The sequence below is a fragment of the Pseudarthrobacter defluvii genome (assembly GCF_030323865.1).
In the GTDB taxonomy this organism is placed as follows: domain Bacteria; phylum Actinomycetota; class Actinomycetes; order Actinomycetales; family Micrococcaceae; genus Arthrobacter; species Arthrobacter sedimenti.
On sequence record NZ_CP066362.1, the window covers coordinates 3,273,558 to 3,297,045 of the forward strand.

The following is a 23,488-nucleotide window of genomic DNA, read 5'->3' on the forward strand; positions in this document are numbered from 1 at the left end:
TGCAAGAGTGGCCGCAACGCTGGGGCGCAAGTGAATAACAGACTGCGGAGGCCGCCCGTGAACAGAAGATCAGTCCGTTCCTCCGCTGCCGTGCGGCGTCGTTTCCCCACCTTGCTGCCCCTGCTGGCCCTGCTCCTGTCCGCGCTGGTGGCCTGCCAGGCGCCTACGCCGGCCCCGGCTCCGCAAACCGCCACGCCGTCCGGCACTGCCACCCCCTCCGGCGCTGCCTCGCCTTCCCCAAGCGCATCGGCAACTCCCACGCTGCCCCCAAGCTCCGCTGCAAACGCCGCAAAGCCCGCCGGCACACCCCAGCACATCTTCGTGATCAACCTGGAAAACAAGGGGTATGACAGCGTCTGGGGTGACAACTCCCCCGCGCCGTACCTCTCCGGGACACTGCGGAAGAAGGGCGTGCTGCTGAAGAACTACTACGGCATAGCGCACAACTCATTGCCCAACTACCTGGCCCAGATCTCCGGCCAGCGGCCCAACGACAGCACGGTGCTGGACTGCCATACCTACACCGAGTTCAACGCCACGGGCACCGACCCGGACGGCACGCTGCAGGGCGACGGCTGCGTCTACCCGGAGGACACCCAGACCGTGGCCGGGCAGCTGGCCGCGCAGGGCAAAACCTGGAAGGGCTACATGGAGGACATGCAGCAGCCGTGCGAGCATCCGGTCCTGGGCGAGGGCGACAACCACATCAAGGCCACCCCGGAAGAGCAATACTCCACGCACCACAACCCCTTCATGTACTTCCGTTCCATCACCTCCTCCCCGGACTGCGCCCGGAACGTGGTCAACTTCTCCGCCCTCAAGGACGACCTGAAATCCATCGACACCACCCCGAACCTTGCCTACATCACGCCCAACCTGTGCCATGACGGGCACGACGGCACCTGCGCCGACGGCTCCGAGGGCGGCCTGGGGACGGCGGACGCCTGGCTCAAGGAGCAGGTGCCGGCCATCCTGTCGTCCCCGGCGTACAAGCAGGACGGCATGATGGTGATCACCTTCGATGAGGCGGAGGGCGACTCGACCGGACCGTCCGAACCGGCCAGCGCTGTTCCGGCCGGCGGCACGGCGGGCGGCAAGGTGGGTGCGCTGGTCCTGTCCCCGTTCGGCAAGGCTGGGGCCTCATCGGACCGGGCCTACAACCACTACAGCCTGCTGGCCAGCATCGAGGACTTCTTCCACCTCCCCCGCCTCGGCCTTGCCGGCGACCCCGGCGTCAGGACCTTCGGCGACGACGTCTACCGGAAGGAATCCTGACGTGCGGCTTTTGCAGAACGGACGACGCCGGGCCCTGCTGGCAGGTGCCGCAGTGCTGGCTTTGGTGATCCTCGCCGTCGTCCTTCCCACCGCGTTCCGAGGCATGGCGCCGGCGCAGGAGCCGGCCGCAAACGCGCCCGCGGCACCGCCGGCGGACCAGGCACCTGTTGGCACTCCAGCCACCGGCGCCCCCGCAGGGATCTCGAAAATCAAGCACGTGGTGATCATCACCCAGGAAAACAGGTCCTTCGATAGCTACTTCGGCACCTATCCCGGAGCCGACGGGATCCCCATGAAGGACGGCAAACCCACGGTGTGCGTCCCGGACCCCGCGGACGGCAGCTGCGCCAGGCCCTTCTACAACTCGGCGGACAGCAACGCCGGCGGCCCGCACAGCCACGCCGACGCCACCGCTGACATCAACGGCGGAGCCATGGACGGGTTCGTGGCCCAGGCGGAGAAGGGCCTGTCCGGCTGCGGCGCCACCAGCACCAAATGCCAGTACAGCAACACCATGCCCACCGACGTCATGGGCTACCACGACGGGCGGGACCTGCCCAACTACTGGGCCTATGCGCAGAATTTCACGCTCCAGGACCATCTGTTCGCCTCCGCCGCCTCCTGGAGCCTGCCGGCGCACCTGTACCTGGTCTCCGAATGGTCAGCCAAGTGCAGCAAGGCCGGGGACCCGTCGTCATGCGTAGATGCGCTGCAGGACCCGGACCCCGAACCCGAGCCGCAGATCATCAAGGACACCCTGATCGGCAAGTGCCAGGCCGGGATGGACCTGGACCCGTGCCGGGAGGCGCTGGAAGCCGCCGGCATCGACCCGGGCCTCGCCGCCCAAATTGACCAGATCATCGGCACCAGCTGCAAGCCCACCGATTCCTACGCCGTCTGCCAGGCTGCGGTGGATGCGGCCCCCGTGTCCGATGGCCTGAAGAAGAAGCTCACCGAGGCCGCCAAGAAGCTGGAACTGCCGGACTACGCCTGGACGGACCTGACATTCCTGCTGCACAAGCACCAGGTGCCCTGGGCCTACTACGTGTTCAACGGCACCGAACCCGACTGCCGCAACGACGCCGCCACCTGCGACCCCGTGAAGCAGGACGCCAAAACCCCCGGCCTGTGGAACCCGCTGCTGTACTTCGACACCGTGAAAGAGGACGGCGAGCAGGGCAACATCAAGCCGCTGAGCGGTTTCTACGACGCCGCCAGGAACGGCACGCTGCCCGCCGTCACCTGGGTGGCGCCCACCGACAAAGTCAGCGAGCACGCCCCGGCAAAGATCAGCACCGGGCAGGCCTACGTGGCCGGGCTGATCAATGCGGTGATGAGCGGCCCGGACTGGGACAGCACCGCCATCTTCCTCAGCTGGGATGACTGGGGCGGGTTCTATGACCACGAGACCCCGCCGGTGGTGGACAACAACGGCTACGGGCTGCGCGTCCCAGGCCTGGTGATCAGCCCCTATGCGAAGAAGGGGTTCATCGACCACCAGGTGCTCAGCCACGACGCCTACTTCAAGTTCATCGAGGACGACTTCCTGGGCGGCGAGCGCATCGACCCCGCCACGGACGGACGGCCGGACGCCAGGCCCGATGTCCGGGAGAACAACCCGCAACTGGGCGACCTTGCCAAGGCCTTCGACTTCAACCAGGCACCGCTGCCGCCGCTGATCCTGCCCAACGCGACGACGTACTGACTGCTTCTCCGGCCTTGGCTAGGACGTGGAAACGGTGCAGTTGGCAGCGTCCTCCACCACGCGTTCCAGGTCCCCGGTGCGGTGCAACACCTCCTTCTGGCGGACCGCGCCGGTGCCCTCGGCAAGCAGCCGGTCCACCAGGTCCTCCACCCGGTGCAGGTCCCCCATGTCCTTCAGCGCCCCATGAATGTGGTGCAGCAGGGAATTCACGACGCCGAGTGCGGGCGCCGGGCGGTGCGTGTGCGGATCCAGCAGCTCACCCCGGAGGCCCCACCGGCTGGCTTTCCAGGCCGCCAGCCGGAGCAGCGCCGACGGGACGGCCACGGGCTCGATCCCCTCCCGCCATTCCCGTGCGGCGGTTTCCACCAGCGCCCTGGCCAGGCCGGCGAGGAGGACGGTGTTCCCCGGCCGGAGGCACACATCGGCCAGGCGGATCTCCACCGTGGGATAGTGCCGCGAGAGGCGGGCGTCGAAGTAGATCATGCCCTCGTCCAGGGCCACGCCGGTGCTCACCATGTCATGCACCAGCTGGTGGTAAGCGTCCGGGCTGCCCAGGATTTCCAGCGGCCCAGCGGACGGCCAGCGGTTCCACACCTGCGAGCGGTAGCTGGCGTAACCGGTGTCTACCCCATGCCAGAACGGGGAGTTGGCGCTGAGCGCGATGAGTACCGGCAGCCAGTTGCGCATCCGGTCCAGCACGGCCACGGCTTCCTCGGGTGACTCCACCGAGACGTGGATGTGGCATCCGCAGGTGAGCTGTTCCCTGGCCGTCAGCCCGTACTCCTCGGCCATGGCCCGGAATCTCCGGAGCTGCACCGGATGCGGGTCGGCGGGCAGCGGCGAGGTGCCCAGCGCAGCCACCCTGACACCGACGTCCTCGGCGGCCTGGCGGGCGATGGCCCGGCCGGCGATGATGTCCTGCTCGAGGCTTGCCAGGGTGGCGTGCGGCGGCGTGACCACCTCGATCATTTCCTGCTGGAATTCGGCTGTCAGGACGGGCCCGGACGCAACCTCCAGCGGACGCACGTACAGGTCCAGGAGGGCGCCCGCCAGCGGTACGGCTTCCCCGGTGCCGGGGTCTACCAGCAGCAGCTCTTCTTCGATCCCGAACGTCCGCCTGCCCGCGCCCGCACCGCCGGTGCCGTCATTGCCGTAAGTGTCCATCGTCGTCGTCCCCTATCCCTTGCTTCGTTGCAAGTGCCTCCCAGAAGCAGGCCAGCGTGACTGCCCCGTTCATCAGGACGTCAAGGCCGGCGCTCTCGTCGCTGTCGTGCCAGTGATCCTCCACCAGGCCGGTGCCAAAGAACAGCACCGGTGCGGCCAGGGTCCGGCTGAGCAGTTCGGCGGGGCCGCCGCCGGCGTTGCCCATGCGGCCGGTCCGGTCGGCTCGGAAGCCCGCCGCCATGGCCTTTTCAAGCGCGGCGACGGCGGGGTGGTCCGGCGTGCGGTAGGGTTCCTGGGCTGTTTCCAGGTCCGGGATCAGGCTGAAGCTGTAGGCGTCCCCGATGGTGGCGGCCACCCACTCCTGCAGCTGCCCGGCGATTTTCTCCGCCCGCTGGCCGGGAACCGTGCGGAAACTGAGGTCCGCGGAGGCAACGGCCGGGACGGCGGCACGGGATACGCCCAGCGGGTCCCCGGCAATGATGGAGGTGACCTCGACGGCGGGCCGCAGCCACAGCCGCTCCAGCACCGTATACCCCTTCTCACCGGTGATGGCACCGGTTTCGGAGCGGGCCAGCCAGTCCTCCTCGCTGAAGGGCAGGTCCTTGAGGGCGTTGCGGAGGTCGGCGGGAAGGGGCGCCACGTCGTCATAGAATCCGGGGACGGCAACCCTGCCGTCCTGGTCGTGCATGAGTCCCAGCAGCCGGCCGAGCTCGAAAGCGGGGTTGGGTGCATTCCCGGACACGGCGCCACTGTGCACGTCGCGCTCCGGCCCGTACACCTCCAGGTGCGCGCTCAACATGCCGCGCAGGCTCACGCAGACGGCGGGATGCGCGGCGTCCCAGAGGAGAGTGTCGGAGAACAGGACCAGGTCCGCGGCGAACCGGTCCACGTGGTCCTCCAGCAGTTTGGCCAGGTTCGGCGAGCCGCCTTCCTCCTCCCCCTCCACCAGGAACTTCAGGTTGACCTTGGGGGCAGGGTCCGGGCCGGCGACCGTGTCTGGACTGGTATCGGTCCCGCCGGCGCCGGTCTCGCTGGCGGCCAGATGGGCGCGGACAGCTTCGAGATGCGCCAGGATCTGGCCCTTGGCGTCCGAACTGCCCCTGCCGTACAGCCGGCCCTCGCGGAGTACGGGTTCGAACGGTGCCGTGAGCGCCCAGTTCTCCGGCCGGACAGCCCGGACATCGTGGTGGCTGTAGACCAGCACGGTGGGTGCTCCCGGAGCCTGGCACCACTCCGCATATACCGTGTGGGACTCCCCCGTGGGCAGCACCTCCACCACGGGGAAGCCCACTTCGCGGAATTCGCCGGCCAGCCAGTTGGCCGACCCGAGCAGGTCCTGACTGTGTTCGGCAGCGCCCAGGATGCCCGGGATCCGCACCCACTCAGCCAGCCGCCGCTCCAGCTCCGCCTCCCTGGAACGGACAAAGGCACGAAGGTCCGGGGCGCCGTCGTGACTGCCGCCGGCGCCCTGGGTGTCCTGCATGTCCCTGCCCGTTCCGCCGGTCATTTGCGGGGTTGTGCCGGGTTGGTGGGATCGCCCTGGGACGGTGGGTTCACCGGCGGTCCGGGGACGGAGGACGGCTGCCGGGTCCCCGCCCCATGGTCGGGAAACGGCAGTTCCCTGTGCAGGAGTGAACCATTCATTCGTTGTTCTCCATATCTGCCGTCGAAAGGAAACAATATGATAAGCAGCCTTATCAATCCGTGGGAAGGGGTGCAGCTGTGCTGCCCGGCTGTACTTCCTCCCTACCCGCGCGTAGATTGGAAACTGTGACGGGAATCATGGCCCGTTCTCCCCGGATCTTCTGCAAAGCCCGGTAAGAGCAGCTGCTGTAGTCCACCGGTGGCATTTATGCAGAAGCGGAAAAGAAACGCAATGGCGTCCTCGCAGTTCCAGCAATTCCTCCACGAAGCAACCACCTCCGAACCCTCCAGTGACCGCCCCTTGGGTCCCGACTGCCTCTATGGCCTGTACGTTAGCTGGGCAGCGCTGCACGGCCTGACGCGGAAGCCGGACCAGGCTTTCCGCGCCGGAATGCTGCGCTGCGGCGTGGATGTCCGGAACTCCCGGTTGCGGATGACCGGCCCCGCGGCGGCCGATTACATCCTCAGCAGCTACCCCGCCGTCGCCTGATGGGCGTCCATTCCGGGCGCCGGCGCGCCCCCGACGTCCTGGTCCGCGGCGGCCACTACATCCATTGCGGCCAGGTCATGGCTGCCAGCGGCGCCGAAATGCGCACCATCCACGGCACCTCTGGCCAACTGCCGGAAGCCCTTGGCGTGTACCTGGCCACCAGGGTGCTGCGCTGCGCCTGCGGGTTCCAGATCGAGGTACCGGACCAGGACGCTCCTGAACCGGCCTGAGCCGGCGCCGCTGAAAGCACCGCGGTCCCGGGCCGCGGTTTAGTGCAGGAAAACGGGTACCTCATCCCCGGCTGGCAGCTGGTGCTGCTGCTGACCAGCGCCCTGCTGGCACGCCACGCGGTTAGGGGATGCAAACCTTCGTGGCGTGGGCTTCCGTGCAGTGCTTTACTGCCAGCATGTCTGAAACTCTCAAGCTGAGCCGCGAACCCCACGACAGCAGCGTGGCAGCACGCCTCAACTGGCTGCGCGCCGGCGTCCTCGGTGCCAATGACGGCATCGTCTCCGTCGCCGCAACAGTGGTGGGCGTCGCGGGCGTCACCAACGACCTTGCGCCCATCCTGGTGGCAGGCACTGCCGCGGTGGTGGGCGGTGCGGTGTCCATGGCCCTGGGCGAATACGTTTCCGTGAGCAGCCAGAGTGACAGCCAGCGGGCGCTGATTGAAAAGGAACGCCAGGAGCTGCGGGACGATCCCGAAGGCGAACTGGAAGAACTTGCCGGGATCTACCAGGCCAAGGGACTCAGCGAGGCCACGGCCCGCACGGTTGCCGAGGAGCTGACGGCAAAGGACCCGCTGAAGGCCCACCTGGCCGCCGAGCTGAACATTGACGAAGAGGAAGTGGTGAGCCCCTGGCACGCCGCCTTCGCCTCCGCAATCGCCTTCACCGTCGGCGCGATCCTGCCGATGCTGGCCATCATCTTCCCGCCTGAACAGGCGCGCATCCCGGTCACCTTCGTTGCCGTGATCCTGGCACTGGCCCTGACCGGCACCATCAGCGCCAAGATCGGCGGAAGCTCCAAGCGCAAGGCCACTATCCGTCTGGTGGTGGGCGGCGCGCTCGCCATGGCTTTCACGTTTGCCGTGGGCAGCCTGCTGGGCACCACCGGGATCGCCTGATGGAGATCGCAGGCCTTCCCGCCCACATCCTGCTGATCCACGGCGTGGTGGTCCTGGCGCCGCTGGCCGGGCTCGCAGCCGTAGTCTTCGCGCTGCTCCGGCGCTCCAGGCGCTACCTGGCCTGGCCGCTGGGGATCCTGGCCCTGGTCCTGGTCCCGCTCTCCGTCCTTACGGCGGAAGCCGGGGAACAGCTGGAGAAGGCACAGCCGGTCTCAGAACTGATCCAGGAGCACGCCGAACAGGGAAGCTTCCTGCGCTTCGTCGCCGCGTTTTTCCTGGTGGTGGTGGCTGCACAAATCGTGGCAGCCTTCCCAGGGATCCTGACCCGCCGCCCCGCCTTCCATGGCCTCCGCGGTCTCCTGGAAGCGCGGTGGCTGCTTCCCGCCACCTCGGTGCTGGGCGTCCTGGCGGGATTCTTCCTGGTGTACCAAAGCATCGCAACAGGCCACTCCGGGGCAGCATCGGTCTGGGCGGGCAGCCGGTAACTTTCGCCGGCAGCCGCGCGTCCGGCTCGCTCAGCGCCCGGTTCGCTCAACGCTTTGCGTCAGGGAGAGGTACGACGGCGTAGCGGCGGTTTTCGAGCACCGGCACCTGCGCGCGCACCCGGGCCAGCCGGTCCCGGCTTAGGCGTGCCACAATCAGTCCCGGCTCCTCGCCCGCGTTGGCCGACGCAGTCCGAACCCTTCCCATCAGCATCCTCCCCGCGTAGGGTTGGGCACACAACCCACCGGGCTTTTTGCTGGTGCGGTGGGCTCATGCAGTTGGGCTTCTGGAACGTGCCGGAGGGACCACAAGTGGGTAAAAAAACGTTCACGAACCAGAGAACGCGGCGCTTCGCAGGACTGGCCGCGGGCCTCTTGACCCTGCCGGCACTGGCCTCCTGCTCCGCCGAAGTCACCCGCGGCTTCCTTCCAGGCCCCCGGGACACCACAGACAAGACGCCGCTCATCACTGACCTGTGGGTTAACTCCTGGATCGCCGCGCTGATCGTGGGCATCATTACCTGGGGCCTGATGATCTGGGTCATCGTGGCGTACCGGCGCAGGAAGAACACAGTGGGCTTCCCGGCCCAGCTGAGCTACAACCTTCCGCTCGAGGTGTTCTACCTCGCGGTTCCGCTGATTGTCATCGGCGTCCTGTTCGTGTTCACGGACCGGGACCAGCGCGCCATTGATGCACGCTACCCCGACCCGGATGTGGTGATCGACGTCTTCGGCAAGCAGTGGTCGTGGGATTTCAACTACGTCAAGGAACAGGTCCACGAGGACGCCGGACAGCAGGCCCACCTGAACGGCGACTACGGCGCCCCGGACCGGCTGCCCACGCTGTACCTGCCCGTCGGCAAGAAGGTGGAGCTGCACCTCCAGTCACGTGATGTGCAGCATTCCTTCTGGGTGGTGGACTTCCTGCAGAAGCGCGACCTTTACCCGGGCCACGAACAGTACAACCCCTATATCAGCATCACCCCCACCCGCACGGGCGAATACATGGGCAAGTGCGCGGAGCTGTGCGGTGAATACCACTCCGAGATGCTCTTCAAGGTCCGGGTGGTGAGCCAGCAGGAGTATGACACCCACATGGCCGACCTGAAGGCCAAGGGCAACACCGGAAGCCTGGGCAACGATTTTGACCGGCAGCCACAATCGGCACCGGCACCGCAGGCTTTGGAACCAGCAGAGTAAAGGACGGCACCGTAATGACCACCACAGGCCAGAGAATGGGTGGAACGGCCGCCACGGCGGCGCCGGCTGTGGTCCGGCGCCCCAAAGGCACCATTGTGGTCAACTGGATCACCTCCACTGACCACAAGACCATCGGCTACATGTACCTGATCTCGTCCTTCGTGTTCTTCTGTGCGGGCGGCGTGATGGCACTGCTGATCCGCGCCGAACTGTTCGAGCCCGGCATGCAGATCCTGCAGACCAAAGAGCAGTACAACCAGCTGTTCACCATGCACGGCACCATCATGCTGCTGATGTTCGCCACCCCGCTGTTCGCCGGATTCGCCAACGTCATCATGCCGCTGCAGATCGGCGCCCCTGACGTTGCCTTCCCGCGCCTGAACGCCCTGGCGTTCTGGTTCTTCCTGTTCGGCTCCACCATTGCCGTTTCCGGCTTCATCACACCGCAGGGCGCGGCGTCCTTCGGCTGGTTCGCCTACGCGCCGCTGTCCAACACCACGTTCACCCCCGGCATCGGCGGTGACCTGTGGGTCTTCGGCCTGGCGCTGTCCGGCTTCGGCACCATCCTGGGCTCGGTCAACTTCATCACCACCATCATCTGCATGCGGGCGCCGGGCCTGACCATGTGGCGGATGCCCATCTTCACGTGGAACACGCTGGTCACGGCCATCCTCGTGCTCATGGCTTTCCCGCCGCTGGCCGCCGCACTGTTCGCCCTGGGCGCGGACCGCAAGTTCGGCGCGCACATTTTCGATCCCGCCAACGGCGGCGCCATCCTGTGGCAGCACCTGTTCTGGTTCTTCGGCCACCCCGAGGTGTACATCATCGCGCTGCCGTTCTTTGGGATCGTCTCGGAAATCTTCCCGGTCTTCAGCCGCAAACCGCTGTTCGGCTACAAGGGCATCGTGTACGCCACGATCGCCATCGCCGCCCTGTCGGTGACCGTGTGGGCGCACCATATGTACGTCACAGGTGCCATCTTCCTGCCGTTCTTCGCCTTCATGACCATGCTCATCGCAGTGCCCACCGGCGTGAAGTTCTTCAACTGGATCGGCACCATGTGGGGCGGATCGCTGACGTTCGAGACGCCCATGCTGTGGAGCATGGGGTTCCTGGCCACATTCCTCTTCGGCGGCCTGACCGGCATCATCCTGGCGTCCCCGCCGCTGGACTTCCACGTATCGGACACCTACTTCGTGGTGGCGCATTTCCACTACGTGGTGTTCGGCACGGTGGTGTTCGCCATGTTCGCCGGGTTCTACTTCTGGTGGCCCAAGTTCACCGGCACCATGCTCAACGAACGCCTGGGCAAGATCCACTTCTGGATGCTCTTCCTTGGCTTCCACGCCACGTTCCTGATCCAGCACTGGCTGGGTGTCCTGGGCATGCCCCGGCGGTACGCGGACTACATGCCGGAGGACAACTTCACCTTCATGAACCAGTTCTCCACCATCGGTTCCTACCTGCTGGGCGCCTCCCTGATCCCGTTCTTCTGGAATGTGTTCATCACCTGGCGTGCGGGAAAGAAGGTCACGGTGGACGACCCCTGGGGCTTCGGCGCTTCGCTGGAATGGGCCACGTCCTGCCCGCCGCCGCGCCACAACTTCAGCTCGCTCCCCCGGATCCGTTCGGAGCGTCCCGCCCTGGACCTGCACCACCCCGAGCTGAGCGTCCGGCTGCATCCGTCGGAGAACGCCCCGGCGGAAGGCCTCCTGGGCGCCGCCGATATCGGCGAGCATGACCTCCACGATCCCAACCCGAACAAGTAGGCCCCTGGCCACCCATCAAAGAACGGCACCGGCACCCGACAGGGAGTTGGCGCCGTTCTTTGTCGTCGCGGCAATTTCTTTTCGACGCGCCAATTACTTCCCGAGGCACATAGGCATCGGCGCTGTCCAAATCCGGGCAGCGGAGATGTTTTTGCGCAGCGCAGGCCAGCTTCCGCGTCGCGGATCAAGGGCAAGGGTGGAAGGTGCAGCCTGGCGACAGGGTTCCGTTCCTCCGGGCCCGGATGGCCAGGACCGGCGCCGCAGCCATCAGCACCCATATGCCGTCATGGAACACGCCATCGGCCAGGGTGTTCAGTTCCAGCCCGGCAACGGTCCTGGCGCTCCCGGCCTCAGTATGCTTGGGGCGGCCGCAGTGCTGCGGGCCCTGCGCAGCCGGCGCTGACCCAGGGAATTACGTCACGCCACAGTTTCGTAATTGATGTGAACCTCGTCACTTAAAGCGCCTTTCGGCTTGGAGCTTAGGTTTGCCTACCCTACAGTTTTCAGACATAGGCAACATTCATGTTTCCTAATAGGACTTTAGGTTCAAGCAGACTTTTTCCCCACCGAAAGCAGCCTCAATGAAGATCCGCAACAGCGCGCTGGCAGGAATCGCACTCGCCGCCACCGCAGCTCTTGGCCTGACCGCCTGCGGCGGCGGCACCCCCGCAGGCAACGGCTCCTCCGCCTCCGGCGGCGCACCCTCCGGCGAGATCACTGTCTACAACGCCCAGCACGAAAGCCTCACCAAGGAATGGGTGGACGCCTTCACCGCCGAAACCGGCATCAAGGTGACCCTCCGCCAGGGCGATGACACGGAAATGTCCAACCAGATCATCCAGGAAGGCCAGGCCTCCCCCGCGGATGTGTTCCTGACCGAGAACTCCCCCGCGATGACGCAGGTGGAGAACGCCGGCCTGTTCGCCGATGTCAACAAGGACACCCTGGACCAGGTCCCTGCCGAGTTCTCCCCGTCCACCGGGAAGTGGACGGGCATCGCGGCCCGCTCCACCGTGCTGGTCTACAACAAGTCCAAGGTCACCGAGGACAAGCTGCCCAAGTCCATGCTTGACCTGGCCAGCCCGGAGTGGAAGGGCCGCTGGGCTGCCTCGCCCACCGGCGCCGACTTCCAGGCCATCGTCTCGGCCCTGCTGGAACTCAAGGGCGAATCCGCCACGGAGGATTGGCTGAAGGCCATGAAGGACAACTCCAAGGCCTATAAAGGCAACAGCACGGCCATGAAGGCCGTCAACGCCGGTGAAGTGGATGCCGCCCTGATCTACCACTACTACTACTACGGAGACCAGGCCAAGACCGGCGAGAACTCCAACAACGTCACGCCGTACTACTTCAAGAATCAGGACCCGGGCGCGTTCCTGTCAGTCTCCGGCGGCGGCGTGCTCAAGTCCTCCAAGAATGCTGCCGCTGCGCAGGCGTTCCTGAAGTTCATCACGGGCAAGAAGGGCCAGGAAGTCCTGAAGAACGGTACGTCCTTCGAGTACGCCATCGGCTCCGACGTGCCCGCCAACGACAAGCTGGTTCCCATCAAGGACCTGCAGGCCCCCAAGGTGGACGCCGCAAAGCTCAACTCCCAGAAGGTCAGCGATCTGATGACCCAGGCCGGACTACTCTAATTCCGTGACCTCCGATCTATCGGCTCCCCCCAGGCGGAGCACGACGACGGCGGGCCGGGGCAACAGCCCCCGCCCGCCTTTCGGCGTTTCCGCAGTGTCCGTCCTGGCGGTGCTGATCGCCCTCTTCTCCCTCGTCCCGCTGGGGTACGTGGCCTACATGACGGTGGCAACCGGGTGGGACACCGCCGTCGGCCTCATCCTGCGGCCCCGCGTGGGCGAACTGCTCATGAACACTCTGCTCCTCATGGCCGCCACCATCCCGCTGTGCCTGCTGCTTGGTGTGGCGGGGGCGTGGCTGGTGGAACGGACCAACCTCCGCGGGCGCCGGATCTGGGCGGTCCTGCTGGCCGCGCCACTGGCCGTCCCGGCGTTCGTGAACAGCTACGCGTGGGTGTCTGCCATCCCGTCGCTGGGCGGCCTGGGCTCGGGGATCCTGATCTCCACCCTGTCCTACTTCCCGCTGGTGTACATTCCGGCGGCCGCGACCCTCAGCCGGCTGGACCCGGCCATCGAACAGTCCGCAGCCGCATTGGGGCTGGGCGCCTGGCGCGCCTTCTTCCGGGTGGTGCTCCCCCAGTTGCGGATCGCCCTCACGGGCGGCGCGCTGCTGGTGGGGCTGCACCTGCTCGCCGAATACGGCGCGTTCGCCATGATCCGCTTCGATACCTTCACCACGGCGATCATGACCCAGTACCGGTCCACGTTCAACGGCGCCGCCGGGAACATGCTGGCCAGCGTGCTGGTGTTCTTCTGCCTGCTCCTGCTGCTGGCGGAGGTCCGCAGCCGCGGCACCGCCCGGTACGCCAGGATCGGCTCCGGCGTGCAGGCCAGGGCGCTGCGCCTCCCCCTGCACGCCTACCAGGTCCCGGGCCAGGTCTTCCTGCTGGCACTCACGGCGCTGGCGTTCGGCCTCCCCCTGTACTACGTGCTCAAGTGGATCGTGGCCGGCGGCGCCGACGTATGGACCGCCGCCGAGTTCCTTCCCGCGCTTTTTGCCACCTTCGGGTACGGGCTGGCCGGCGCCGCGGCCACCATCGTGGTTGCCTTCCCCATGGCCTACCTGGCGGTCCGGAAGCCCGGCTGGTTCAGCAAGTCCCTGGAACTGTCCAACTACGTCACCAGTTCCATGCCCGGCATCGTGGTGGCCCTGGCCTTCGTGACCGTCAGCATCCGTCTGGTGCCCGGGATCTACCAGACGGCCGGCGTGCTGGTGGCAGCCTACGTGCTCCTGTTCCTCCCGCGCGCCTTGGTGAACCTGCGGGCGGGACTGGCGCAGGCTCCCAAGGAACTCGATGAGGCAGCCCAGGCGCTGGGCAAGCCGCCGCTTCTGGCGTTCATCCGCGTCACCCTGCGGCTCACCGCGCCGGCCGCCGCCGGCGGGGCTGCCCTGGTGTTCCTTGCCATTGCCAACGAACTCACCGCCACCTTGCTCCTCTCCCCTAACGGGACAAAGACGCTTGCCACGGAGTTTTGGAGCAAGAGCAGCGAAATCGACTACGCCGGCGCCGCGCCTTACGCGCTGTTGATGATCCTGCTTTCCGCCCCCATGACCTATCTCCTCTTCCAACAGTCCAAGAAAGTAGCCGGACAGTGACAGCACCATCAACCCGCAGGCTGCCAGAGCCTCGGGTGGCCCCTTCGGTGGCAGCCACCACCAACAGCCACCTGCAGATCACGGACGTCACCAAGAACTTCGGATCCCAGGCGGTCCTCAGGGGCGTCAACCTGTCCGTGGCCAAGGGCGGGACCACCGCGATCGTGGGTCCGTCCGGTTCCGGCAAGACCACCCTCCTGCGCCTGATCGCAGGGTTCGAGCACCCGGACACGGGCACCATCTCGCTCAACGGCACCACCGTGGCCGGCGACGGCGCGTGGCTTCCGGCGCATAAGCGGCAGATCGGCTACGTGGCGCAGGACGGCGCCCTGTTCCCGCACCTGAACGTCGGCCAGAACATAGCCTTCGGCCTGAATCCGGCCAGGCTCGACGGCGGACGCCGCGCCGTGAACGCCCGGGTGGCGGAGCTGCTGGAAATGGTGTCGCTGGATCCCTCCATGGCCAAGCGCCGGCCGCACCAGCTCTCCGGTGGACAGCAACAGCGCGTTGCCCTGGCCCGGGCCCTTGCCCGCGAACCCGAACTGATGCTCCTGGACGAGCCGTTCTCCGCCCTGGACGCGGGCCTGCGCGTGGCCACCCGCCGCGCCGTGGCCAAGGTCCTGGCCGAGGCCGGCGTCACCACCATCCTGGTCACCCATGACCAGGCCGAGGCTTTGTCCTTCGCGGACCAGGTGGCCGTGATGCGCGGCGGCAAGCTGGCGCAGATCGGCAATCCCTTCGTGGTGTACACCCGCCCCGCGGACCGGGCCACCGCAGAGTTCCTGGGCGACGCCGTCATCCTGGACGCCTGGCTGGAGGGCTCCCTGGCCACCTGTTCGTTGGGCGGCATCCCCGTCCGCCGGCCACCGGCCCAGGGCCGGGTGCAGCTGATGCTGCGGCCGGAACAAATCCGCATAGCCGAGGACGGCCCCATCCGCGGCGTGGTGGTGGACACGGATTACTTCGGCCCCGAAACCACCGTGCGGCTGAAGCTGAACGTGCCCAAGGAAGTGGCGGAGCACGCCGACCACCGCTACCCCGGCGGCGGCGAAGTAATCACCATCCGGCACTGGAACGCCTCGATCGCCCGGCCCGGCATGGAGCTGTGCCTGCGGGTGGTGGGCGAAGCCGTCGCCTTCCCAATGGACGACTGAACACCATCCGTCACAGGCGACACAGAAAAATCACCCTGCGGAAACACTCCGGCAATGTCTCCCCGGCAGGCTGTGCTTACGGGGATACAACAGCAGGAGGCAGCCCATTATGGAGGCACAAGGAGTACGTACGGCCCAGCTTCGCGTTGGCGACCAGATCGAGGCGTGGCACCGGGGCAGGCTCTTCCACAAGGGTAAGGTTACCGGCGTCGTCACGGCCCTGGAACTCTTCTGGATCCTGGATGCCCGGACCGGCACCCGGAAGCTGCTGGACCCCGAGGCACTGGAGATCCGCCACGTGGATCCGGCTCCGGTCCAGCTGGAAGTCCCAGCCAAACCGGAGCCTCCGGCCGCGCCGCTCGCCACCGCCTAGCGGAGAGTGCTTAGGCGCGGTCCTGGTAGACGTCAGGGACGCCGTCGTGGTCCGTATCGACTTTCTCAAGCTCTTCGGCGAGCCGGTACTGGCGGTTGCGCGTGCGCAGCACGGCCGTTGCCAGCAGTGCGGCGATCAGTGACGCGGCCAGGATGCCCACCTTGGCGTGGTCGTCGTGCACGCTGCCGTTGCCGAAGCTGAGTTCTGCCACCAACAGGGACACGGTAAAGCCGATGCCTGCCAGCAGCGCAACGCCGAACACGTCGATCCATTTGAAGGAGCTGTCCAGGGTGGCCCTGGTGGCTTTGGTCAGGATCCACGTGGTGGCCAGGATGCCGATCGGCTTGCCCAGGACCAGGCCAAGGATGATGCCCAGCGCCACGGGATCCGTCAGGGCGGAGCCAAGGCCCGCCCAGCCGCCCACGGCCACACCTGCGGAGAAGAACGCGAAGACGGGTACTGCCACGCCGGCTGAAATGGGCCGGAACCGGTGCTCGAAGATCTCGGCCAGCCCGGGGCCGGCTTCGGGTCCGCCGGATGCTTGAGACCGGATCACCGGAATGGCGAAGCCCAGCAAAACACCGGCCACCGTGGCGTGGATGCCGGACGCATGCACCAGCGCCCACGTCACGGCGCCCAGGGGAAGCAGGAGCAGCCAGGCGGCCGCCGCGTGGAGGCCGAAGAACCGGCGGAACTTCTGCGCCAGGAAAGCGTAAAGGGCCAGCGGGATGAGCGCCAGGAGCAGCGGCACCACCTGGATGTCGCTGGAGTAGAAGAACGCGATGATGGTGATGGCGATCAGGTCGTCCACAACAGCCAGCGTCAGCAGGAAGATCCGCAGGGCGCTGGGCAGGTGGGAGCCGATGATGGCCAGGACGGCCACGGCAAACGCGATGTCGGTTGCGGTGGGGATGGCCCACCCGCGCAGCGTCTCCGGGCTGGCAAGGTTGACGACGGCGTAGATCACCGCCGGGACCGCCACGCCTCCTACGGCGGCCGCCACGGGAACGATCGATTTGCTGATCTGGCGCAGGTCACCGGCCACGAACTCGCGCTTGAGTTCCAGGCCGACCAGGAAGAAGAAGATGGCCAGCAGGCCGTCCGCCGCCCACGCCCCCAGGCTCAGTTCCAGGTGCCACGGCTCATAGCCCACCTTGAAGTCCCGGAGCGCAAAGTAGCTGTCCGACGCCGGGGAGTTGGCCCAGATGAGGGCGATGACGGCGGCGATGACCAGGAGGGCGCCGCCTACCGTTTCCTTGCGAAGGATCTCCCCGATGCGCAGCGCTTCCGCATAGCTGCCGCGTGAGAAGACCGTGGAGCCGAAGAACGAGTTTTTCTTGGGGGCGGGCGTGCTGGAATTCATGCAGGCGTCCTTAAATCCGGGTTCGACAATGTCATGCCGACCAGACTTCCCGGCGCACCTTCGTCTATTTTACGGGCGGCGCCGCCCCCTCCCAAACGCGTCTCCCCGGGGGCCTTTACAAATTTTGTGGGGCAATTCACAAAAATACCCATCCGGCTGTATTGGTGGCACCGAATCATTGATGTCCCTCATCTGGGACATTACGTCACTCGCATGAGGAGAATGCTTTCCGATGAACAAGACACTTCGTTTCCTCGCGGTTCCCACCCTGGCCCTGGGCGCCCTGGCCCTCTCAGGCGGTCCCGCCTCCGCAGCCGACCACACCTACCAGTCCACCCTTTCCCAGATCAACGGCAGCTCGGCCTCGGGCACTGTCACAGTGGATGTCACCGGCAACCAGGCGCACGCCGTCCTGAAGGTCTCCGGCTTGGCTCCCACCTTCAACAACGCCCCCTACCCGCACGTCCAGCACATCCACGGCGGCGCCCAGGGCGTCTGCCCCGCACCGTCGGCGGACAAGGACGGTGACGGAGTGGTTTCCACCACCGAGGGCGCGCCCAGTTATGGCGGGATCGTGACCACCCTCTCCACCAGCGGTGACACCAGTCCTGCTGCCGGCCTGGACCTCAAGCTGGCCGGCCAGGGAGCCAGCTACACCGTTGACCGCACCTTCGAGCTCAACGCCGACACCAAGGCCGCCCTGGAAGCCGGTACCGCCGTCGTGGTTGTCCACGGGCTGGATCCCGCCACCCTCAGCCCGGCCGCCCAGGCCGCCAAATCCGACCTGGTCCCGAGCCTCCCGCTCGCTGCCACCTCCCCTGCATTGTGCGGGACGCTGAAGGCTGGCCAAATGAAGATGCCTGCCGGTGGCGCTGACACCGGCGTTGCCCAGCAGGCCGGCGGAACCGACTCCGGCGTCCTCGCTTTGGGCGGTGGCTTGGTCCTGGCAGCAGCCGCGGGCGGTGCCTACCTGGTTCGTCGCCGCAGTTCCGGTTCTGCAGCCTGAGTCCGGCTGACCCTGTCATGTCCTTCCTGAACTCCGGCAGCCGCAGGAGCCTTCGGGCCCCTGCGGCTGCCGGGCTTCTGCTCCTGCTCACCCTGGCGGGGTGCGGCACCACGCCAGGAACGTCCGACGCCGGCCCTGCGGCTGCCACTGCCACCGCCTCCTCCAGCGCCCCAACGCCGTCCGCTGCGGCGGCCCACCCGCAGACACCCTCGCCTTCCAGCCCGGCTGCGGCAACCGCCCCAACCGCGGCCGAACCGCCGGTCTTGCCCCGATCCGAACCGGCCGTCCTGGACATTGCCGTGATTGGCCTCCGCACGGAACTGCTGAGCCTTGGCCTGCGTGCCAACGGATCGTTGGAGGTTCCGGAGGATACCGGCAACGGTGCCCCCGCCAGCTGGTACAACGGCTCGCCCACTCCTGGGGAGCGCGGTCCCGCCGTGCTGCTGGGCCATGTGAACGCCCTCGGCGGCCACAAGGGGGTCTTCGCCGACCTCCGCACCCTCACACCCGGAGCCGAGGTCAAGGTGACACGGGCGGACGGCAGTACGGCCACCTTCGTTGTTGAACGGGGCGCCGTTTACGGCAAGGACAACTTCCCCACCGTGGAGGTCTACGGAAACACGCCCGGTTCGGAATTGAGGCTGATTACTTGCGACGGCTACGACGCCGCCACCGGCCTCTTCGATGACAACTACGTTGTCTTCGCCAAGCTCAAAGCCTAATTGGACAGTACACAACGGTCGCCTCAACCGGGGCGGCCAGGACGGATGGCCATGAAGAACCGCGTTTCCCTGCTGGCGCCCCTGGCGCTGTCCCTGGCGCTCTCCGGTTGTGCGGCGGCGGCAGGATCCACCGGCGATGCCCCTCCGGCCGCGTCCCCTGCCGCCAGCGTGGAAACCCCGAATGCCGGGCATGCCGGGCACCACGGCACCGACCCGGCCGCCCCGCAGGCCGGTCCGGCAGCCCCGAGCGAAGCGGCGAAAATGGTGTGCGGGGACGAGCCAATGGACCGGTTGACCACCATCCTGTCCCTCAAGCAGAAACCGCACACCGTCAGCAACTGGGCCAACAGCACTTTCACCTGCACCTACCACCTGCCGGAGGGCGCACTGACAATTTCCGTGCAGGAAGCTCCTGACCAGGCCAAGGCGCGGACCTACTTTGATGCCATGCAGGCCCTCGCCACGGGTGTCACGCCTATTGAGGGTCTGGCCAACCTGGGCTTCCCCGCCTACGAAACCGCAGCCGGCTCTGCCGTGTTCCAAAAGGACAACTTTGTGCTGAAGGTGGACGCGTCAGCGCTTCCGGCCGCGGTCGGTCCCGACGCCCTGAGCCGCAACGCCCTGGCCTACCAACTCTCCACCACCATCCTTGCGTGCTGGGTGGAGCACCACTAGCCGGCGCGGCGGCCTCCCGCGTGGTCCGCCGCGCCGTGCACTTGGATGGCCCGCACCGCGCGGTCCAGGTAGATCCGGGCCTCCGGGGAGTTGGCCAGCTGCACCAGTTCCGCCGCCACCACCACCAGCTTGACGTTCCGGTGGCTGCTGGTGCTCACCAGCATCTGGAACGCGTCATCGGAGCCGAGTTTCAGCTGGCCCATGAGGATCCCGCGGGCCTGATCGATCACGGTCCGGGTTGCCGTAGCGCCCGCGACGGCGTCCCGCGCCGTCTGTTCGGTTTCGCGCTGCAGCGTGCGGCTGAGGTCCACCGTCACGCCCTCGAGCGCCACCACTGATCCGTCGTCACCAAGGACCGCCTCGCCGGCAGTCAGCACGCGCCGCGTCTTCCCATGGGCGTCCACAATCCGGTGATACATGCAGAAGAAGCCGCCGGTGGTGGAAACGTGCCCCACAATTTCCTCGCACTGTTCCCTGTCGTCGGGATGCTTGTGGGCGAAGATCAGCTCCAGCGTGGGCACAACCTCGCCGCGCTGGTAACCGTGCAGCCGGAACATCCCGTCCGACCACTGGAAGGTTGGACCGGCAGGCTCCAAGTCCACCCTGAAGATCCCGGCATCGCTTTCGCTGTCTCCGAGGGCACTCGAATACGTGTACAGATCGCTGAGCTCCGTCACAGGGCACCTCCCGCAATGGCCAGCCCCCAGCGGGCCGGCTCTGTCCTCGCTCCTTCAAGTATGGTCTCCTTGCGCAACAGAAGGTAGTGCGGGAGGTCCCATGGTAGTCCCGGTGGAGATGCGTTAGAGTGCTTGACCTTGATACCCCTAGGGGGTATATTGGCGGTGTTGTCAGTGAAGTGGTATGTCCCGGCCGGCGCACCCGCACCAGCCTTTCACAGCCGTTCAACCCCAGCACCCCTTGATTCCCTCAACGGATTGGAACTGACATGAACAGCGGGAACCGCCCCCAACTCCCCCTCGCATCTTCCGGCTGCAGCTGCTGCGCCCCAGCCGAGCCGGCCAGCACCCTCCGTGCAGCCGACCCGCAGGAGTCTCCCGCCGCCGTCGGAATTGCCGACGCCGATGCCTCCACCCACCGCGACTTTGCGGTGGAGGGCATGACCTGCGGGCACTGCGTCCGGTCTGTCGAAACTGCTGTATCCGCTCTCCCGGGCGTGACCGCAGCCTCGGTTGACCTGGTGCCTGGCGGCCGCTCCCGGCTTGCCGTCACAGGCCCGGTACCCGAAGCCGACGTCCGCCGCGCTGTGGCTGACGCCGGTTACGTCCTGGCCTGAGATGGACCGCGCCCCGCGCGCGGCCTGAACATTTTCCGCAGCCCCGGGTCGAGCCGGGCAGCGATTGCCTCCAAGGAGGAACCATGCAGGATCAACACGATATGCAGGACCACCCCGACGTACACCACCAGGGCGGCGGGCATGACCACCACCAGCCGCCCAGCCGGACGCTGACGGAGCCCCCGGCACACAGCGCGGGGCATACCGAACACACCGGGCACCCGCAGCACGGCGGCCACGGCCAGCACGACGACGACCACACGGTCCACACCCACGGCCAGCACGCGGGGCACAGCACGGCCATGTTCAAGAACAGGTTTTGGCTGACGCTGGCCCTGTCCATTCCCGTGGTCTACTTCAGCCCCATGATGGCCCACCTCCTGGGCTACATGCCGCCCGAGTTCCCCGGGTCCGCCTGGATCCCCCCGGTCCTGGGCACCGTAATTTTCCTGTACGGCGGACAGCCGTTCCTCAAGGGCGGCCTGCAGGAGCTCAAGGACCGTACGCCCGGAATGATGCTGCTGATCGCCATGGCCATCACGGTGGCCTTCGCCGCGTCATGGGTCACCAGCCTGGGAATCGGTGGCTTCGACCTGGACTTCTGGTGGGAGCTGGCCCTGCTGGTGGCCATCATGCTGCTGGGGCACTGGATCGAAATGCGCGCCCTTGGTTCCGCGCAGGGCGCCCTTGATGCCCTCGCCGCGCTGCTGCCGGACGAAGCCGAGCGCATCAATGACAGCGGCACCGAGACCGTCCCCGTCTCCGAGCTCAACCCCGGGGACCTGGTCCTGGTCCGTCCGGGCGCCCGCATGCCTGCTGACGGCAACGTAGTGGACGGGCAGGCCGAGTTCGACGAGTCCATGATCACCGGTGAATCCAAGACCGTGGCTCGCGGCGCGGGCGATCCCGTGGTGGCCGGAACCGTGGCCACGGACAGCAGCGTCCGCGTCCGGGTCACGGCCGTGGGCGACCAGACCGCCCTGGCCGGGATCCAGCGGCTGGTGGAGGAAGCACAGGCTTCATCGTCCCGCGCACAGGCCCTGGCGGACCGTGCAGCAGCCTTCCTCTTCTACTTTGCCGCCGGCGCCGGCGTCCTGACCTTCATCGCCTGGACGCTGATGGGAAGCGTTCCCGACGCCGTCACCCGGACCGTCACCGTACTGGTCATCGCCTGCCCGCACGCGCTTGGCCTCGCCATCCCGCTGGTGATCGCCATCTCCACGGAGCAGGCGGCGCGGGCCGGCGTCCTGATCAAGAACCGGATGGCGCTGGAGCGGATGCGCACCATCGACGTGGTCCTGTTCGACAAAACCGGCACCCTGACCACGGGCGAGCCGGAGCTGAAGGACGTCGCCGTGGCTGAAGGAGCGGATGCCGACACGGTGCTGGCCCTCGCCGCCGCCGTGGAGTCCGACAGTGAGCACCCCGTGGCGCGGGCCATCGTGCGCGCTGCCAAGGCACGGAACCTGGTGCTGCCTCAGGCCACCGGCTTCACCTCCCTGACGGGCCGCGGCGTCCGGGCCGGCGTCGACGGCCGTACGGTGCACGTGGGCGGGCCGGCACTGCTGCGCGAGCTCGGCGTCGTCGAACCTGCTTCTCTGGCGGGGAGCACCAAAGCGTGGATGGACCGCGGAGCCGCCGTGCTCCACGTTGTCGACGACGGCAACGTCCTGGGTGCCGTCAGCATGGAGGATGCGGTGCGGCCGGAGTCGCGGCAGGCCGTGTCAGCCCTGCAGCGGCGGGGCGTCAAGGTGGCCATGGTAACCGGCGACGCGCACCAGGTGGCGCAGGCCGTGGCCGCGGACCTGGACATCGACGAAGTGTTCGCCGAGGTCCTGCCCGCGGACAAGGACAAGAAAGTGGCCGAGCTGCAGGGCCGCGGGTTGAAGGTGGCCATGGTGGGCGACGGCGTCAACGACTCCCCCGCGCTGGCCCGCGCCGAGGTGGGGATCGCCATCGGCGCCGGCACCGACGTGGCAGTGGAATCCGCCGGCGTGGTGTTGGCGGGAAACGACCCACGGGCCGTGCTGTCCATGGTGGACCTGTCCCGGGCCAGCTACCGGAAGATGTGGCAGAACCTGGTGTGGGCCACCGGTTACAACGTCCTGTCCGTGCCGCTGGCCGCCGGTGTCCTGGCGTTCGCCGGTGTGGTGCTGTCGCCCGCGGCGGGTGCTGTGCTGATGTCTGCGTCCACCGTTGTGGTGGCACTGAACGCCCAGCTCCTTCGGCGGCTGAAACTGAACCCGTCCGAGGTCCGTTGATTATTCCAGGCCGAGTGACAGCCAGGCCCAGTGAAAGGAGGGACGCCGTGACCACCCGCGCCGTGGCGTCCCTCCTTCGCCGCGCCTGTCTGCTGGCAGCTACTCTGGCCGTCATCGCGGGGCTGCTGGGCATGCACGTGCTCACCTCCGGGCATTCCTCCCACGCATCAATGTCCGGAGGGGCAATCGCCGGGCACACCGCCGTCGCGCATTCTGCCGGTGATGTCCATGCCGTCCACGCAGGCCACCATGCCACAGCCCGGGCCCCGGACCCTGCCCTGGACGAACCGGTCCTTGGGTCCGCCGGCTGCGGCGGTTCCTGCCCGGCCGCCCAGGAACCGGGGGCGCCCTGCGTCCCCACGGCGCCCAGCGGCCCGGTCACCATTTCCCCACCCCACGCATCCCTGGCCAACCTGCCTGTACCGGCCGCCGCCGGCAAGCGCGGCGCCGGCTACAGCTATCTGCCGCCCAGCCCCACCCCCTGCGACCTGTCGATCAGCCGGACGTAAACCGGACCGAGCCACCCCATTACGGCCCCGTCCATTTACTTCCCTGAA

23 protein-coding genes are annotated in these 23,488 nt (G+C 67.1%); 18 read left to right on the forward strand and 5 right to left on the reverse strand.

Going from position 1 to position 23,488, the window contains the following annotated elements; genetic code table 11:
* Positions 1-57: 57 nt before the first annotated feature.
* A complete protein-coding gene (locus JCQ34_RS15240) occupies positions 58-1,275 on the forward strand; it encodes an alkaline phosphatase family protein (RefSeq protein WP_286398771.1) in 1,218 nt (405 codons plus the stop codon).
* Between the two features lies 1 nt (position 1,276).
* Positions 1,277-2,980 (forward strand): alkaline phosphatase family protein, encoded by a 1,704-nt coding sequence (locus tag JCQ34_RS15245; RefSeq protein ID WP_286398774.1) that lies wholly within the window; start codon positions 1,277-1,279, stop codon positions 2,978-2,980.
* 18 nt (positions 2,981-2,998) lie between these two features.
* Here JCQ34_RS15245 and JCQ34_RS15250 read toward each other — a convergent pair whose 3' ends face one another.
* Positions 2,999-4,144, reverse strand: a complete 1,146-nt coding sequence (locus tag JCQ34_RS15250; RefSeq protein WP_286398777.1) for a carboxylate-amine ligase — start codon at positions 4,142-4,144, stop codon at positions 2,999-3,001.
* Positions 4,125-5,627: a M20/M25/M40 family metallo-hydrolase gene (locus tag JCQ34_RS15255; protein WP_286398780.1), complete on the reverse strand. Its 1,503-nt coding sequence runs from the start codon at positions 5,625-5,627 to the stop codon at positions 4,125-4,127. The genes JCQ34_RS15250 and JCQ34_RS15255 overlap by 20 nt, the downstream gene beginning before the upstream one ends.
* Positions 5,628-6,020: 393 nt before the next feature.
* Here JCQ34_RS15255 and JCQ34_RS15260 point away from each other — a divergent pair, with 393 nt between their 5' ends.
* The 4 genes from JCQ34_RS15260 to JCQ34_RS15275 all read left to right on the forward strand — a co-directional run bounded on the left by JCQ34_RS15260 (position 6,021) and on the right by JCQ34_RS15275 (position 7,889).
* The gene (locus JCQ34_RS15260; protein ID WP_286398784.1) at positions 6,021-6,278 is read left to right on the forward strand and encodes a hypothetical protein; all 258 of its coding nucleotides are present in this window, start codon (positions 6,021-6,023) and stop codon (positions 6,276-6,278) included.
* Positions 6,278-6,508, forward strand: coding sequence for a hypothetical protein (locus JCQ34_RS15265; RefSeq protein WP_286398786.1), 231 nt, complete (start codon positions 6,278-6,280; stop codon positions 6,506-6,508). Before JCQ34_RS15260 ends, JCQ34_RS15265 begins: the two co-directional genes overlap by 1 nt.
* Positions 6,509-6,684: 176 nt before the next feature.
* Entirely contained in the window at positions 6,685-7,404 is a 720-nt protein-coding gene (locus tag JCQ34_RS15270; RefSeq protein ID WP_286398787.1) for a VIT1/CCC1 transporter family protein, read from the forward strand.
* Positions 7,404-7,889: a hypothetical protein gene (locus JCQ34_RS15275; RefSeq protein WP_350310794.1), complete on the forward strand. Its 486-nt coding sequence runs from the start codon at positions 7,404-7,406 to the stop codon at positions 7,887-7,889. Before JCQ34_RS15270 ends, JCQ34_RS15275 begins: the two co-directional genes overlap by 1 nt.
* Before the next feature lie 46 nt (positions 7,890-7,935).
* On the opposite strand, the gene JCQ34_RS15280 is transcribed toward JCQ34_RS15275, so the two are convergent.
* Positions 7,936-8,094, reverse strand: a complete 159-nt coding sequence (locus JCQ34_RS15280; protein ID WP_286398789.1) for a hypothetical protein — start codon at positions 8,092-8,094, stop codon at positions 7,936-7,938.
* Positions 8,095-8,198: 104 nt separating this feature from the next.
* On the opposite strand from JCQ34_RS15280, the gene ctaC reads away from it, so the two are divergent.
* The 6 genes from ctaC (at position 8,199) to JCQ34_RS15310 (ending at position 15,610) form a co-directional block, all read left to right on the forward strand.
* Complete coding sequence (gene ctaC / locus JCQ34_RS15285; RefSeq protein ID WP_286398791.1) at positions 8,199-9,086, forward strand: aa3-type cytochrome oxidase subunit II; 888 nt, start codon at positions 8,199-8,201, stop codon at positions 9,084-9,086.
* A gap of 14 nt (positions 9,087-9,100) precedes the next feature.
* Complete coding sequence (ctaD, locus tag JCQ34_RS15290; RefSeq protein WP_434738915.1) at positions 9,101-10,855, forward strand: aa3-type cytochrome oxidase subunit I; 1,755 nt, start codon at positions 9,101-9,103, stop codon at positions 10,853-10,855.
* A 581-nt stretch (positions 10,856-11,436) separates the two neighbouring features.
* Positions 11,437-12,489 (forward strand): iron ABC transporter substrate-binding protein, encoded by a 1,053-nt coding sequence (locus tag JCQ34_RS15295; RefSeq protein ID WP_286398793.1) that lies wholly within the window; start codon positions 11,437-11,439, stop codon positions 12,487-12,489.
* Positions 12,490-12,493: 4 nt separating this feature from the next.
* Positions 12,494-14,083, forward strand: a complete 1,590-nt coding sequence (locus tag JCQ34_RS15300) for an ABC transporter permease (RefSeq protein WP_286398795.1) — start codon at positions 12,494-12,496, stop codon at positions 14,081-14,083.
* Positions 14,080-15,237: an ABC transporter ATP-binding protein gene (locus JCQ34_RS15305; protein ID WP_286398796.1), complete on the forward strand. Its 1,158-nt coding sequence runs from the start codon at positions 14,080-14,082 to the stop codon at positions 15,235-15,237. The genes JCQ34_RS15300 and JCQ34_RS15305 overlap by 4 nt, the downstream gene beginning before the upstream one ends.
* Positions 15,238-15,346: 109 nt before the next feature.
* Entirely contained in the window at positions 15,347-15,610 is a 264-nt protein-coding gene (locus tag JCQ34_RS15310) for a hypothetical protein (RefSeq protein ID WP_286398797.1), read from the forward strand.
* Positions 15,611-15,620: 10 nt separating this feature from the next.
* Here the strand turns inward: JCQ34_RS15310 and nhaA are convergent, their stop codons facing one another.
* On the reverse strand, positions 15,621-16,973 hold the full coding sequence (gene nhaA / locus JCQ34_RS15315) for a Na+/H+ antiporter NhaA (protein WP_286398799.1): 1,353 nt from the start codon (positions 16,971-16,973) through the stop codon (positions 15,621-15,623).
* A 232-nt stretch (positions 16,974-17,205) separates the two neighbouring features.
* On the opposite strand from nhaA, the gene JCQ34_RS15320 reads away from it, so the two are divergent.
* Genes JCQ34_RS15320 through JCQ34_RS15330 form a run of 3 tightly spaced genes read left to right on the forward strand, consistent with a single transcriptional unit; the run spans position 17,206 to position 19,376 of the window.
* Positions 17,206-17,979 (forward strand): CHRD domain-containing protein, encoded by a 774-nt coding sequence (locus JCQ34_RS15320; RefSeq protein ID WP_286398802.1) that lies wholly within the window; start codon positions 17,206-17,208, stop codon positions 17,977-17,979.
* Positions 17,980-17,996: 17 nt separating this feature from the next.
* On the forward strand, positions 17,997-18,701 hold the full coding sequence (locus JCQ34_RS15325) for a sortase domain-containing protein (RefSeq protein ID WP_286398805.1): 705 nt from the start codon (positions 17,997-17,999) through the stop codon (positions 18,699-18,701).
* 51 nt (positions 18,702-18,752) lie between these two features.
* The gene (locus JCQ34_RS15330) at positions 18,753-19,376 is read left to right on the forward strand and encodes a hypothetical protein (RefSeq protein WP_286398807.1); all 624 of its coding nucleotides are present in this window, start codon (positions 18,753-18,755) and stop codon (positions 19,374-19,376) included.
* Here JCQ34_RS15330 and JCQ34_RS15335 read toward each other — a convergent pair.
* A complete protein-coding gene (locus JCQ34_RS15335) occupies positions 19,373-20,053 on the reverse strand; it encodes a PAS and ANTAR domain-containing protein (RefSeq protein WP_286398809.1) in 681 nt (226 codons plus the stop codon). The genes JCQ34_RS15330 and JCQ34_RS15335 overlap by 4 nt on opposite strands.
* A 269-nt stretch (positions 20,054-20,322) precedes the next feature.
* Here JCQ34_RS15335 and JCQ34_RS15340 point away from each other — a divergent pair, with 269 nt between their 5' ends.
* From JCQ34_RS15340 to JCQ34_RS15350, 3 genes are all read left to right on the forward strand, one after another.
* Positions 20,323-20,670: a heavy-metal-associated domain-containing protein gene (locus JCQ34_RS15340; protein ID WP_286398812.1), complete on the forward strand. Its 348-nt coding sequence runs from the start codon at positions 20,323-20,325 to the stop codon at positions 20,668-20,670.
* Between the two features lie 101 nt (positions 20,671-20,771).
* Positions 20,772-22,931, forward strand: coding sequence for a heavy metal translocating P-type ATPase (locus tag JCQ34_RS15345; RefSeq protein ID WP_286404578.1), 2,160 nt, complete (start codon positions 20,772-20,774; stop codon positions 22,929-22,931).
* A 47-nt stretch (positions 22,932-22,978) separates the two neighbouring features.
* On the forward strand, positions 22,979-23,440 hold the full coding sequence (locus tag JCQ34_RS15350) for a hypothetical protein (protein WP_286398814.1): 462 nt from the start codon (positions 22,979-22,981) through the stop codon (positions 23,438-23,440).
* Positions 23,441-23,488 lie beyond the last annotated feature (48 nt).